Source organism: Streptomyces sp. NPDC047971, from assembly GCF_040653355.1.
Classification (GTDB): Bacteria; Actinomycetota; Actinomycetes; order Streptomycetales; family Streptomycetaceae; genus Streptomyces.
The window spans coordinates 27,906-40,619 of sequence record NZ_JBEZNW010000035.1; the positions used below are offsets into that span (position 1 = coordinate 27,906).

Sequence of the window (12,714 nt, forward strand, 5' to 3'; positions counted from 1 at the left end):
CGCATTACTCTTGACTCAAGGCCGCGCAGTGCGGCCATGGAGGAGTGAGATGAGGAGCAGTAACCCGGTCTTCTCGCGACGGGGGTTCAGCCGCGACAACGGCTACGCCGGCTTCAACGCGCAGCAGCCGCAGGCCGGGGGCCCCGCCGTCGGAACCAACCCGTACGCCCAGGACGCGGCGAACCCGTACGCGACCAACCCGTACGCCCAGGACACCCAGCTCGGCGCCCCGCAGCAGACGCGCGGCGACGTGATGACGATCGACGACGTCGTGAGCCGTACGGCCATGACGCTCGGCACGGTCGTGGTCACCGCCGCCCTCGCGTGGTTCCTGCTGCCGGTCGACGAGGCGAACCTCGGCAAGTCCTACGGCATCGCCATCGGCGCCGCCCTGGTGGCCTTCGTCCTGGCGATGGTGCAGTCCTTCAAGCGCAAGGCGTCGCCCGCGCTGATCCTGGCCTACGCCGCGTTCGAGGGTGTCTTCCTCGGCGTGATCTCGGCCACGGTCTCGACCTACATCTCTCCCGGTGTGGTCGCGCAGGCGGTCCTCGGCACGATGGCGGTCTTCGCCGGCGTGCTGATCGCCTACAAGATGCGCTGGATCCGTGTGACCCGCCGCTTCTACGGCTTCGTGATCGCGGCCGCGATCGGCTTCATCCTGCTGATGGCGGTCAACGCGATCTTCTCGCTCTTCGACGGCGCCGGTGACGGCCTGGGCTTCCGCAGCGGCGGCCTCGGCATCCTCTTCGGTGTCATCGGCATCATCCTCGGCGCCTGCTTCCTCGCCCTCGACTTCAAGCAGGTCGAGGACGGCGTGACGTACGGCGCTCCGCGCGAGGAGTCCTGGCTGGCGGCCTTCGGCCTCACCCTGACCCTGGTGTGGATCTACCTGGAGATGCTGCGCCTGCTGTCGATCCTGCAGGGCGACGACTGACGCACCTCCCGTGTGACTCGGGTGTGACGAAGGGCCCGTCCGGCTTCCGCCGGGCGGGCCCTTCCGCGTCGTCCTCAGCCCTTGAGCGCCGAGTCCAGGAGGACCCGGGCCGCCTGCTTCGCCTGGGTGGCCGGCTCGGGGGAGCCGTTGATGCCGGCGACGGCCATGGCGCCGTTGGCGAGCAGCGCCAGCTGGTCGGCGAGTTCCGAGGGCGCGCCGAGGGCGTTCGTCTGCTCGGCGAAGTAGCCCCGCAGGGCCTGTTTGTGCCCGCGGGCGATGTCGGCGACGTCCGCCGAGATGCCGCCCATCTCGCCGAAGGTGTTGATGAAGGCGCAGCCCCGGAAGCCGGGGTCGGCGAACCAGTCGCCGAGGTAGTCGAAGACCGCCAGCGCGCGCTCGTACGGCGTGCCGGCGTGCGCCGCCCCGTGAGCGGCGATGGCCTCCCGTACGGCCGCGTCGCGGCGGTTGAGGACGGCCCAGACCAGATGGTCCTTGGACGGGTACAGCTGGTACAGGCGCTTGAGGGAGACGCCGGACGCGGTGCGGATGGCGTCCATGCCGACCGCCTGCACCCCTCGCTCGTCGAAGAGGGCCTCGGCGGCCTCCAGAAGCCGTAGCTCGGCGGATTCCGTGTCCATCGCCCGATCACCCCATCAGTGGAGAATCATCGTTCTCCCACTGTACCGAGGATGGGGAACGAGGGTTCTCCCCGGCGCTCCGCCCTGCCGGGGCGAGCCGCGCCGGGGGCCCGTGCGGGCGGGCCCCCGTGCGGAGTGTCAGAGCAGCCGACGGGCCGCTCGCCGAAGGTCGTACTCGTGGATGATCGCCTTCGCGTGGCCGTACGCCAGGTCGTGCTCGCCCCGGAGCCAGCTCACCTTCTCCTCGAAGCGGATGAGGGAGGGGCCTTCCTCGACGGTGCGAAGCCAGTCGGAGACTTCACGACCGGTGCAATGGGGGATGCGGGCGAGCAGGTTGCGATGGGTCTCTTCGGAGAATGCGTGGGACATCGGCGCCTCCGGACGCGTGTTGCCGTGTGCTCCTTCCCGTCACCGTGCCTGAGTGCGGGGCCGTTGGCAACAGTCCCCGGAGGGCGCGTAGGGTCGCGCCGTGGTTGATACGACTGAACTGACCGCCGTCGTCGAACGGTTCGCCGACCGGTTGCGGGCGGCCCCGCAGAGCCGCCTCCAGCGCGGCGCGGCCGCCGAAGGGCTCGCGCTGGCCAGGGATTTGGCGCTCCTGACCCAGCGGATCGAGGAGCCGGAGGGCGATCGGCGGATCATGCCGGACGCCGGCGTGTTCGCGGTCGCCGACCAACTCGTCGTGGCCGGAAACGATCTGGCGGAGATTCTGCGAACGGCCCCGGCCGGCTCCCTGGAGGGGGAACGGGACGAGGCCGTGAGGCTGGTGCGGGAGGCCGCCGAGCGCTCGGCGCTCTGACGGCTCCGGGACGGCTACAGCGAGGCGATCACGCGGTCGGCGAGGATGTAGACGTTCTCGTCGTCCGCGGCCCCGAAGGAGAACGTCAGGGCGTACGCGCCCGAGACGCCCGAACCACCGAGCAGGACCGGCGTACGGCCGGCGTGCAGCGCGTTCGCGAGCCGCTCCGCGGTCTCCCGGTGGCCGGGGGTCATGCAGAGCGTGGTGCCGTCGGCGAAGACGTACACGTCCAGCGTGCCGAGCGGCCCGGGGCGCACGTCGGTCAGCGCGGTGCGCGTCTCGGCGAGCTCCTCCAGGCGGGCCACCGTGCGCTCGTGATCGGTGACCACGGGCGTCTGGACCGGCACGAAGTCCGGGTGCGAGGGGTGGCGGCGGCGGGCCGCGGCGAGCTCCGGCGAGTCCTCGGGGTACTCGTTCAGCTCGGGGAACTCGTCCAGGACGCCGTCGGCGCCGTCCAGCGCGGCGGCCTCGGCCTCCATCGCCTCCAGGGCCATGGCCTCCAGGCCCACGAAATCGGCCTGGCGCGGCACGTAGAAGGGGCCGTCCTCGGCAGATCCGCCCAGGCCGCCGAGGAGCGACGGGGCGTCGGCCGCGTCACGGGCCTCCTGTGCGGCCCAGAACGCCCGCGCCTCGGCGAGCTCGCGCTCGCGCTCCTCGGCCAGCGCCTCGGCGACCGCGGCCCGTATCTCGGACGCGGGCGACTGGCGCGCGGCGGGCACGGACACCCCGTGGGCGGTGGCGAGTTCGCTACGCAGAGCGGCGACCTGCTTACGGAGACCGTGGGCAGCGTGCAGGGCGGCGGCACCCACGGCCGTGGCGGCGGCCGTGGTCACCAGCAGGGCAAGAGACATGGCGCTCACTGACGTACTCCCGATTCCGAGTCGATCCCCCCGACTTCCTACATCAGCTTGTCGTGGGAGTGCGCCCCCTGTCAGTGCATTACGTCACGAAATGGACAGGTATTTGGGCCGGGTGTTTAGTCCCGATGTGGTTGTGACCTGCGGGAACGACTCTCCCCCGGGACGTAGGTCACATCCTGGGGGAGATTCGGTCACGGCTAGGACGCGACGGGGTTAGCCGAGGCGTCTTCTGGGCTGGGAGCAGGGGGCTCGGCCCGCGCCCCCCACCCTCCGCTGCGACTCAGCTCAGCCGCTCGATGACCATGGCCATGCCCTGGCCGCCGCCGACGCACATGGTCTCCAGGCCGAACTGCTTGTCGTGGAACTGGAGGCTGTTGATCAGGGTGCCGGTGATGCGGGCGCCGGTCATGCCGAAGGGGTGGCCGACGGCGATCGCGCCGCCGTTGACGTTCACCTTGTCCAGGTCCAGACCCAGGTCCTGGTAGGACGGGATGACCTGGGCGGCGAAGGCCTCGTTGATCTCGGCGAGGTCGATGTCGCCGATGGTCAGGCCGGCGCGCTGGAGGGCCTGCTTGGACGCCTCGACCGGGCCGAGGCCCATGATCTCGGGGGAGAGGCCCGAGACGCCGGTGGAGACGATGCGGGCGAGCGGCGTCAGGCCGAGCTCGCGGGCCTTCGTGTCCGACATGATCACGAGCGCGGCGGCGCCGTCGTTGAGCGGGCAGCAGTTGCCGGCGGTCACCAGGCCGTCGGGGCGGAAGACCGGCTTGAGGCCCTGCACGCCCTCCAGGGTGACGCCGGCGCGCGGGCCGTCGTCGGCGGAGACCACGGTGCCGTCCGGGGTCGTCACCGGGGTGATCTCGCGCTCCCAGAAGCCGTTCTTGATGGCCTGCTCGGCGAGGTTCTGCGACCGTACGCCGAACTCGTCCATCTCCTGGCGGCTGATGCCCTTGAGGCGGGCCAGGTTCTCGGCGGTCTGGCCCATGGCGATGTACGCGTCGGGGACGAGGCCGTCCTCGCGCGGGTCGTGCCAGGTGGAGCCCTCGGACGCGGCGACGGCGGCGGTGCGGGCCTCGGCGTCGGCGAAGAGCGGGTTGTGCGTGTCCGGCCAGGAGTCGGAGTTGCCCTTCGCGAAGCTGGAGACCATCTCGACACCGGCCGAGATGAAGACGTCGCCCTCGCCGGCCTTGATGGCGTGCAGCGCCATGCGGGAGGTCTGCAGCGAGGAGGAGCAGTAGCGGGTGATCGTGCAGCCGGGGAGGTGGTCCATCCCCATCTGGACGGCGACGATCCGGCCCAGGTTGTTGCCCTGCTCGCCACCGGGGAGACCGCAGCCGAGCATCAGGTCGTCGATGTCCCGCGGGTCCAGCTCGGGGACCTTGGCGAGCGCGGCCTGCACGATGGTCGCGGTGAGGTCGTCGGGCCGCAGGTCCTTCAGGGAGCCCTTGAAGGCCCGGCCGATGGGGGAGCGGGCGGTCGAGACGATGACGGCTTCGGGCATCACGGCTCCAGGAGGATGCGGGGTGGACGGACTGAAAGCGAAGCTACCTGCACGTACGGCACGGGTCACCGCCCAGACGGTGTGACGCGGACCTCTTTTCTAAGCGAGCGCTCAGTCGGGCGCTCGGTCGGCCGCCCGCGGGGGCGCCGCGGGCGGCGCGCCGGGGGGCGGCGCCTCGGTGTCAGGGGCGGTGGGCGTCCTCCGGGGAAGGCGCCGGGGCCGGCGTGCCCGGAGGCGGTTCCGCGAGGCGACGGCGGCGGCGGTGCTTGAGCAGCGCCCACGGGGCCCGGGCCCCCGTGACCTCCGTACCCGCCTCCTTCGCCGCCTCCGCGGCCGCCTTCGCCACCGGCAGCATGTTCTCGTGACGGTCCGGCTCCAGGCGGTCCGTTTCCGGCCACACGCCCAGCACCGCGCAGACCGTCGGCAGGACCGCCATCGCCGCCGTCGCGTACCCCTCCGCCGACGGGTGGTAGTTGTCCGCCCCGAACATCTCCCGCGGATTCGCCGCGAACTCGGGACCCAGCAGGTCCCCCAGCGACACCGTCCGCCCGCCCTGCTCGACCACCACGATCGTCTGCGCCGCCGCCAGCTGCCGCGACACCCGCCGCGCCAGCCACCGCAGCGGCTGGTACACCGGCTCGATCGTCCCCAGATCCGGGCAGGTCCCGACGACCACCTCCGCCCCCGCCGTCCGCAGCCGCCGGACCGCCGCCGAGAGGAGCCGCACCGACTCCGTCGCCGACATCCGGTGCGTGACGTCGTTCGCCCCGATCATGATCACGCACACGTCCGGCGGGCCCGCCGGGGCCGACAGCAGCAAGGACACCTGACGCTCCAGGTCGTCCGAGCGCGCTCCCGGCAGCGCCACGTTCCGCAGGTTCACCGGACGCTCCGCGACCGCCGCGAGTCCCGAGGCCAGCAGCGCCCCCGGCGTCTGACCCACCCGGCGGACCCCCTGCCCCGCCGCCGTCGAATCACCCAGAAGGGCCAGTCGCAGCGGGGGCGAGTCCGGGTCGTTGGTCCGGAAGGAACGGCCGTACAGCCCGTCCGCCCCCGGCGGCAGCGGCGCCACCCCGCCCCCGACCGTCCTCTTCGCGAGCTGTACCTCGGCCAGGAGTACTCCCACCGCCGCCGCACCGAGCAGCCCGATGCTCCCACCGCCGTACGCCGCGCCCGCCGCGATCCGCCGTGCCACCCTCGCCCTCGACATGGGGGCAGTCACCTCCTTCAAGCCGTTCAGGATCTAACTGCCCCGTAACCCGCTCCGACTACGCATACGCTGGCTGCACCATTACGGAGACCCCGGAGATTACGGTGCAATTCCACGACTCGATGATCAGCCTCGTCGGCAACACCCCGCTGGTGAAGCTCAACAATGTGACAGCCGGCATTCAGGCCACCGTCCTGGCCAAGGTCGAGTACTTCAACCCGGGCGGCTCGGTCAAGGACCGCATCGCCCTGCGGATGATCGAGGCGGCCGAGGAGAGCGGTGCTCTCAAGCCCGGCGGAACCATCGTCGAGCCCACGTCCGGCAACACCGGCGTCGGGCTCGCCATCGTGGCCCAGCAGAAGGGCTACAAGTGCATCTTCGTCTGCCCCGACAAGGTGTCCACGGACAAGATCAACGTGCTGCGGGCCTATGGAGCCGAGGTCGTGGTCTGCCCCACCGCCGTCGACCCCGAGCACCCGGACTCGTACTACAACGTGTCGGACCGGCTCGTCACCGAGACGCCCGGAGCCTGGAAGCCCGACCAGTACTCCAACCCGAACAACCCCCGCTCGCACTACGAGACCACCGGTCCCGAGCTGTGGGAGCAGACGGACGGGAAGATCACCCACTTCGTCGCGGGCATCGGCACCGGCGGCACCATCTCCGGCACGGGCAAGTACCTGAAGGAGGTCAGCGGCGGCGAGGTCCAGATCGTCGGCGCCGACCCCGAGGGCTCGGTCTACTCCGGCGGCTCCGGCCGGCCGTACCTCGTCGAGGGTGTCGGCGAGGACTTCTGGCCCACCGCCTACGACCGTGACGGCACCGACCGGGTCGTCGCCGTCTCCGACAAGGACTCCTTCCAGATGACCCGCCGCCTCGCCAAGGAGGAGGGACTCCTGGTGGGCGGCTCCTGCGGCATGGCGGTCGTCGCCGCGCTCGAGGTCGCCAAGGACCTGGGCCCGGACGACATCGTCGTCGTGATCCTTCCGGACTCCGGCCGCGGCTACCTCTCCAAGATCTTCAACGACGAGTGGATGGCCGACTACGGCTTCCTGGAGGACACCTCCTCCGCCACCGTCTCCGACGTGCTGCGTCACAAGGAGGGCGGACTGCCCTCCCTCGTCCACATGCACCCGGAGGAGACGGTCGGTCAGGCCATCGAGGTGCTGCGGGAGTACGGCGTCTCCCAGATGCCGATCGTCAAGCCCGGCGCCGGCCACCCGGACGTCATGGCCGCGGAGGTCGTCGGCTCGGTCGTCGAACGCGAACTCCTCGACGCGCTGTTCACCAAGCGCGCCTCCCTGGAGGACCCGCTGGAGCGTCACATGAGCGCGCCGCTGCCGCAGGTCGGCTCCGGCGAGCCGGTCGCGGACCTGATGTCCGTGCTCGGTGAGGCGGACGCGGCGATCGTGCTGGTCGAGGGCAAGCCGACGGGCGTGGTGAGCCGCCAGGACCTGCTGGCCTTCCTGGCGAACGGCGGGACCAAGGGCGCCGCGAAGTAGCCCGGACCACCCGTCGGGCGGGCGTTCGCGCAAACGGTACGAGCGCGACACGTACCCGCAGCACCCGCTTAACACGCGTCCGGCACATTGGTGGTTGTCGGCGTCAAGGACTACGGAGCGGCTCCCGGACTCCTGAAGACGCCGCCGGACGCGGAGACCGGCCCTGACCCGGGCCCGTGTCCCCCGCGGGGACCGCCGTCGTCCCGCCCCCCGGCAACGGGGGTGCGGCGGTCCCCGCGCAGACTTCCCCGGAGGCTCTCTAGAGGTCCCCGGTGTCGCCGCGCTTCGGCAGCCGGCCCCGGAACGCGTGCACGAAGTTCACGCCCACGATGCCCAGCCAGGCGGCGATCAGGCCCTCCAGGTTCGCCTGGGTGACGGCGATCGCCGAGAGCGGGACCGCCAGGACCAGGGAGATGATCCCGAAGCCGTAGCGCTCGCCGAAGCCCTCCACGCCCGAGCCGGGCGGCCGGTCCCCGCGGGCGGTCGCCACCTGCTGCTCGGCCAGCCGGCGCCGTACCTGGCGCTCGACCGTGGTGTCGAGGCTCTGTTCCACCTTGCCGAGGAAGGACTCGATCAGGGCCGCCTCGTACTCGGTGCCCAGCTCTCGTCTGGCGTGCAGGGTGGCGTCCAGCTCGCTCTTGAACTCCGCGGTGCGGTCGGGGTCGCGCGTATCCATGCTCGTCACCGTAGTGAGCCCGGCCCCTCGTGTCGGTGGGGCTATCCCCCGCATTCTTCTTGCCCTGCTGCATATCTTCATGCAGAGTTCGAGGAGGATGAATAGGGAAAAGGGGGACGGCGTGAGCGACAGCCCGGCCGGACGGCTTCAGGCGCTCTTCGAAGGGCACCGGCTGACACCGACACAGCGGCGCATCGCGCACTGCATGGTGCGCCGGGCCGGCGACGTGCCCTTCCTGTCCAGCGTGGAGCTGGCCGAGCTCGCGGGTGTCAGCCAGCCCTCCGTCACCCGCTTCGCCGTGGCTCTCGGCTTCGACGGCTACCCCGCCCTGCGCCGCCATCTGCGCGAGGTCGCCCCGGAGCGGAAGCCCGCGGGGGAGACCAGCGAGCACAACGAGTACCAGCAGGCCGTCCTCGCCGAGATCGAGAACCTCCGTCATCTCGCCGAGCTGCTCGCCGACCCCACGCCCGTCGAGCGCGCCGGCCGGCTGCTCGCCGCCTCCAGGCCGCTGCCCGTCCTCGGTCTGCGGGCCGCCTCCTCCCAGGCGCGCGGCTTCGCGTACTTCGCCGCCAAGGTCCACCCCGACATCCGCCTCCTGGACGAGGGCGGCTCGATGCTCACGGACCGCGTCGACGCGGCCGTGCGGGCCGGGGCGACGGCCCTGCTGTGCTTCGCGCTGCCGCGCCACCCCCGGGAGGTCGTGGAGGCCCTGGAGTACGCGCGGGCGGCCGGACTGACCGTCGTGACGGTCGCCGAATCGGCGTTCGCGCCCGTCGCCGCCCACAGCGACCTGCTCATCCCCGCCGCCGTCGGCACCGGCCTCGCCTTCGACACGGCCTGCGCACCGATGTTGCTCGGCCGGGTGCTCCTGGAGGCGATGGCGGACGAGCTGCCGGACGCCCAGGCGCGGCTCGAGGAGTTCGACGCGAAGGCGGCGGAGCGGGGACTGTTCGTGGAGTAGGGGCGGTCCGCGGACCGCTGTCCCGCTGCCGGGATCAGACCTCCAGCTCGGCCTCGATCCGCTTCAGGTGGTGGCGTGCCATCGCCAGGTTCGAGCGTTCCTTGTCCAGCGCCAGGTACAGGAACAGGCCGTTGGTGCCGCGTCCCTTGAGCAGCCGCAGCAGGTGGTACTGGCCGCCGAGCGTGATCAGGATGTCCTCGATCTCATCCTTGAGGCCGAGCATCTCCATCGTCCTGACCTTGGCGCGGACCACGTCCGTGTTGCCCGCCGCGGCCACGTTGAGATCGAACTCCTTGGTACTTCCGATCGTGCCGAGGGCCATGCCGCTGGTGTAGTCGACCAGTGCCGCGCCGACGGCGCCCTCGATGGCCATCGTTTCCTTCAGGGAGGTCTCGGTGTTCGCCATGGGTGTCGCACTTCCTTTTCTTATCTGTGGTGGGGATCAGTTCAGGTCTTTGCGTTCCAGGGCCCCGTCGACGAGCTCGCCTATCCGGGCACTCGACCGCCGCGCCTCCAGATGGAGCCGTCCCACGTTGATCCGGGGCTCGGCGAGCAGGGTGAGGACGGCGGAGCCGCCGGCCGCGTACGTGGCGACGTAGCCGTTCTCGCCGCGCACCAGCAGCTCGCGGAAGCCGCCCTGGCCCGTGGTGTCGGCCAGTCGCTGCCCGACACCGAGCGCCGCCGCCGTGAGCGCGGCGACCGCCTCGGCCTCGGTGTCGACCGTGTCCTGGGCCAGGACCAGGCCGTCTGCGCTCGCCGCGAGCGCCCCGGTGAGCTGGGGCAGTCGGGCCCGCAGCCGTCTCAGCTCGCCGAGCACCTCGGCCTCTGCCGACATCAGTTGTCTCCTCTCGGCGCGCATGCGCAGGGCACGCCTCATCACAGGCTTGCCTCCAGGGCGTCACGGAGCCGGCGCAGCAGGGTGATGTCCGGATCCACCGCGACCTCGCCGACCCAGGCGGGAACGACGGGTTGGGCGGCCGGTAAGGATTCGAGCGGGGTCGTGACGAGGCCCGCGGCCGCCAGGCGGCGGATGTCGAGCAGGGTGTGGAAGGCCGGGCGGCCGAGCAGCCGGGCGATGTCCGCCGGGGTGCGGGTCCCGTCGGCGGCGGCCAGCAGGGCCCGCTGGCGCAGGCTCACCGTCTGCCCGGGGGCGGGGGCGCGGGGTACGACGGGGGCGGTGTCCACGGCCCCGTACGGCCAGACGCTGTCGAGCAGTTCGCGGCGGCGCACGGTCTCGCGTTCGACCGCCTCGGTGGAGACCGGCCGCACCGGCCCGAACCAGTGGGCGACCCCGTAGCGGAAGCGGGTGGGACCGCTGGCGGGGGCGAGTGCGAAGAACGCCGCGTCGAAGACGGCGCCGAGGTGGCATATCTGGAGCTCGCCGTCGTGCAGCCGGCCGCTGTCCACCAGGAACCGGCCGACCTCGCGGCGCGCCCCGGCGCGGTTGACGGCCTCGTCCCAGCCCTCGCGGGGCAGTCGTCCGCCGGTCGTCAGCAGGACGTCGAGGCCGGGCGCGGCGGGGCTCTCGGCGTGCACCACGCGACCGTCGACGAGGTAGAGGGTGCCGTGGTCGCGGAGCAGGGCACCGGTGGCGCGCTCGGCGGCCAGGCGGGTGAGCATCGGCGAGACCGTCATCCGAGGACCAGCCTTTCGGCGAGGTCGCGCAAGCGGATACGGGCCATGGCGAGGTTTCCGGTGTCGCGGTCGATCCACAGGTGCAGGAACACGCTGCTGTCGAAGGCCGTCTCGACGAAGCGGATGATGTGATAGCCGGCGCGGGCTGTGACGATCAGGTCCTCGACGGGCGGCCCTTTCGGTAACGTCTCGTCGTGCACCGGGGCGTGGGCGAAGGAGTCGTACTCCGCCGCCGCCCGCGCCAGTTCGGCCGCCTCCGCCGCGGTCGTCTCGTGGTCGCCGACCGGCGAGTCGCCCGCCGCGCCGAGGGCGAGTCCGCTGGTCCAGTCGACCAGCCAGGCCCCGCGTGCGCCCGGCAGGCTCATGGCCTCCAGCAGGCACTCGTCGATTCCGGGCACGCGGGTTCCCCTCCCGATGCGGCGTGCGGGCGTACGGCAGTGACGGAGACGTTACTCAACGTTCCGGCCGGGGGGAGGAGTTCTGGCATTTTCCATCGGAACATGCCGTCGGCTTGCTTGAATTCGCCCTTCGCGTTCCGTTTCCTGGTCGGTTCAGTCCTCCCCGCGTGCGCGCAGGACGGCCTTGTTGATCCCCCACAGCCCGATTCCGATGGCGAGCAGCACTCCGGCCCGGACGTACACGTCCGCCGAGCGGTCCGCGAGCGGGCCGGCCAGGATCAGCGCGGTGATCGCTCCGAGGACCGGGAGCGCCGTCGGCGTACGGAAGTGGGCGTGCTCCACCCGGTCCTTGCGGAGCACCAGGACGGCGATGTTGACCACGGCGAAGACGCAGAGCAGGAGGAAGGCCGTGGTGTCGCCGAGCCCCTCGATCTCGCCGGTGGTGACCAGGCCGATGGTGAGGACGGTCGCGAAGACGATTCCGGTGAGCGGGGTGCGGCGGTTCTTCAGGACCTTGCCCATCACGCGGGGCAGGACCCGCTCGTTGGCGAGGCCGTAGCAGAGCCGGGAGGCCATCATGATGTTGATGAGCGCGGAGTTCGTGACCGCGAACAGGGCGATCAGCGCGAAGAGTTTGGGCGGGAAGTCGACCCCGCCGGCCTTCACCACCTCCAGGAGCGGCCCGCTGGACTTCTCCAGCGTCTCGTGGTCGACGAGGAGCGAGGAGACGAGCGCGACCAGGACGTAGACGGTGCCGGTGACGGCGACGCCGGTGAAGATGGCGCGGGGGAAGGTGCGGACCGGGTCCCGGGTCTCCTCCGCCATGTTGACCGAGTCCTCGAAGCCGACGAAGGCGAAGAAGCCGAGCGCGGTCGCCCCCAGCACGCTGGTCATCAGCGCGTATCCGCTGCCCGACGCCTCGAACTCGCCGAGCCGCGACGGCTCTCCCTCGCCGCCGAGGACGGCCCAGGCGCCGATCCCGAGGATGATCAGCAGGCCGGTGAGCTCGACGAGGGTGAGGACGACGTTGGTCCTCACGGACTCCGACACTCCGCGCAGCGCGAGGCAGGCGAGGGCGAGGACGAAGACGACGGCGATGAGCGTGGCCGGGATCGCGTCGGTGAACTCCTGGAAGTAGTCCCCGCTGAAGGCGCGGGCCGCGGCGCTCGCCGAGGAGAGCCCCGAGCACATGACCATGAAGGCGACGATGAAGGTGAGGAAGGGGACCTTGAACGCCCTCTGGGTGTAGAGGGCGGCGCCCGCGGCCTTCGGGTACTTGCCGACCAGCTCCACGTAGGAGGCGGCGGTCAGCAGCGCGACGACGAAGCCGATCACGAAGGGCAGCCAGAGGGCGCCGCCGACCTTGCCCGCGACCTTGCCGGTCGTCGCGTAGATCCCGGTGCCCAGGATGTCGCCGATCACGAACAGGATGAGCAGCTTGGGCCCGATGGCGCGTTTCAGCGCGGGCTGCGCGGCGTCGTCGCTCGGCGCGGACTCCCCGGATGCGGGCTGTTCGGATCGTGGTGCTGTCGTCATGAGGCGACCTCCCCTGCGGCGTCAGGAGAGTGCCTGCCCCGTGTCCGTCACGTGATGCCCGCCG

General features: G+C 71.4%; 15 protein-coding genes. 4 read left to right on the forward strand and 11 right to left on the reverse strand.

Translation table 11 applies throughout. The features are described from left to right. The first annotated feature begins 49 nt into the window (after positions 1-49). A complete protein-coding gene (locus AB0D99_RS27345; protein ID WP_362367687.1) occupies positions 50-934 on the forward strand; it encodes a Bax inhibitor-1/YccA family protein in 885 nt (294 codons plus the stop codon). Positions 935-1,008: 74 nt separating this feature from the next. On the opposite strand, the gene AB0D99_RS27350 is transcribed toward AB0D99_RS27345, so the two are convergent. Then, on the reverse strand, positions 1,009-1,572 hold the full coding sequence (locus AB0D99_RS27350; RefSeq protein WP_362367690.1) for a TetR/AcrR family transcriptional regulator: 564 nt from the start codon (positions 1,570-1,572) through the stop codon (positions 1,009-1,011). A 138-nt stretch (positions 1,573-1,710) separates the two neighbouring features. After that, on the reverse strand, positions 1,711-1,941 hold the full coding sequence (locus AB0D99_RS27355) for a DUF4287 domain-containing protein (protein ID WP_329119757.1): 231 nt from the start codon (positions 1,939-1,941) through the stop codon (positions 1,711-1,713). Between the two features lie 100 nt (positions 1,942-2,041). On the opposite strand from AB0D99_RS27355, the gene AB0D99_RS27360 reads away from it, so the two are divergent. After that, positions 2,042-2,371: a hypothetical protein gene (locus tag AB0D99_RS27360; RefSeq protein ID WP_362367694.1), complete on the forward strand. Its 330-nt coding sequence runs from the start codon at positions 2,042-2,044 to the stop codon at positions 2,369-2,371. 14 nt (positions 2,372-2,385) lie between these two features. Here AB0D99_RS27360 and AB0D99_RS27365 read toward each other — a convergent pair whose 3' ends face one another. From AB0D99_RS27365 to AB0D99_RS27375, 3 genes are all read right to left on the reverse strand, one after another. Next, on the reverse strand, positions 2,386-3,222 hold the full coding sequence (locus tag AB0D99_RS27365; protein ID WP_362367697.1) for a hypothetical protein: 837 nt from the start codon (positions 3,220-3,222) through the stop codon (positions 2,386-2,388). Positions 3,223-3,511: 289 nt separating this feature from the next. Then, a complete protein-coding gene (locus AB0D99_RS27370; protein ID WP_362367700.1) occupies positions 3,512-4,732 on the reverse strand; it encodes an acetyl-CoA C-acetyltransferase in 1,221 nt (406 codons plus the stop codon). 181 nt (positions 4,733-4,913) lie between these two features. After that, positions 4,914-5,942 (reverse strand): SGNH/GDSL hydrolase family protein, encoded by a 1,029-nt coding sequence (locus tag AB0D99_RS27375; RefSeq protein WP_362367703.1) that lies wholly within the window; start codon positions 5,940-5,942, stop codon positions 4,914-4,916. 104 nt (positions 5,943-6,046) lie between these two features. Between AB0D99_RS27375 and AB0D99_RS27380 the strand changes: the two genes are divergently transcribed. Then, positions 6,047-7,444 carry a cystathionine beta-synthase gene (locus AB0D99_RS27380; RefSeq protein WP_362367706.1) on the forward strand — a complete coding sequence of 466 codons (1,398 nt, stop codon included), beginning with the start codon at positions 6,047-6,049 and terminating at the stop codon, positions 7,442-7,444. A 259-nt stretch (positions 7,445-7,703) separates the two neighbouring features. On the opposite strand, the gene AB0D99_RS27385 is transcribed toward AB0D99_RS27380, so the two are convergent. After that, positions 7,704-8,120 carry a hypothetical protein gene (locus tag AB0D99_RS27385; protein WP_362367709.1) on the reverse strand — a complete coding sequence of 139 codons (417 nt, stop codon included), beginning with the start codon at positions 8,118-8,120 and terminating at the stop codon, positions 7,704-7,706. 121 nt (positions 8,121-8,241) lie between these two features. Here AB0D99_RS27385 and AB0D99_RS27390 point away from each other — a divergent pair, with 121 nt between their 5' ends. After that, positions 8,242-9,081, forward strand: coding sequence for a MurR/RpiR family transcriptional regulator (locus AB0D99_RS27390; protein WP_362367712.1), 840 nt, complete (start codon positions 8,242-8,244; stop codon positions 9,079-9,081). 34 nt (positions 9,082-9,115) lie between these two features. Here the strand turns inward: AB0D99_RS27390 and AB0D99_RS27395 are convergent, their stop codons facing one another. The 5 genes from AB0D99_RS27395 to AB0D99_RS27415 form a co-directional block, all read right to left on the reverse strand. Beyond that, positions 9,116-9,487 (reverse strand): hypothetical protein, encoded by a 372-nt coding sequence (locus AB0D99_RS27395; protein ID WP_362367715.1) that lies wholly within the window; start codon positions 9,485-9,487, stop codon positions 9,116-9,118. Positions 9,488-9,523: 36 nt separating this feature from the next. After that, positions 9,524-9,916 carry a roadblock/LC7 domain-containing protein gene (locus AB0D99_RS27400; RefSeq protein ID WP_362367718.1) on the reverse strand — a complete coding sequence of 131 codons (393 nt, stop codon included), beginning with the start codon at positions 9,914-9,916 and terminating at the stop codon, positions 9,524-9,526. Between the two features lie 41 nt (positions 9,917-9,957). Then, the gene (locus AB0D99_RS27405; RefSeq protein WP_362367721.1) at positions 9,958-10,701 is read right to left on the reverse strand and encodes a transcriptional regulator; all 744 of its coding nucleotides are present in this window, start codon (positions 10,699-10,701) and stop codon (positions 9,958-9,960) included. Between the two features lie 11 nt (positions 10,702-10,712). Further along, the gene (locus AB0D99_RS27410) at positions 10,713-11,114 is read right to left on the reverse strand and encodes a hypothetical protein (protein WP_362367724.1); all 402 of its coding nucleotides are present in this window, start codon (positions 11,112-11,114) and stop codon (positions 10,713-10,715) included. A 153-nt stretch (positions 11,115-11,267) separates the two neighbouring features. Next, a complete protein-coding gene (locus AB0D99_RS27415; RefSeq protein WP_362367727.1) occupies positions 11,268-12,650 on the reverse strand; it encodes an APC family permease in 1,383 nt (460 codons plus the stop codon). Between the last annotated feature and the right edge of the window lie 64 nt (positions 12,651-12,714).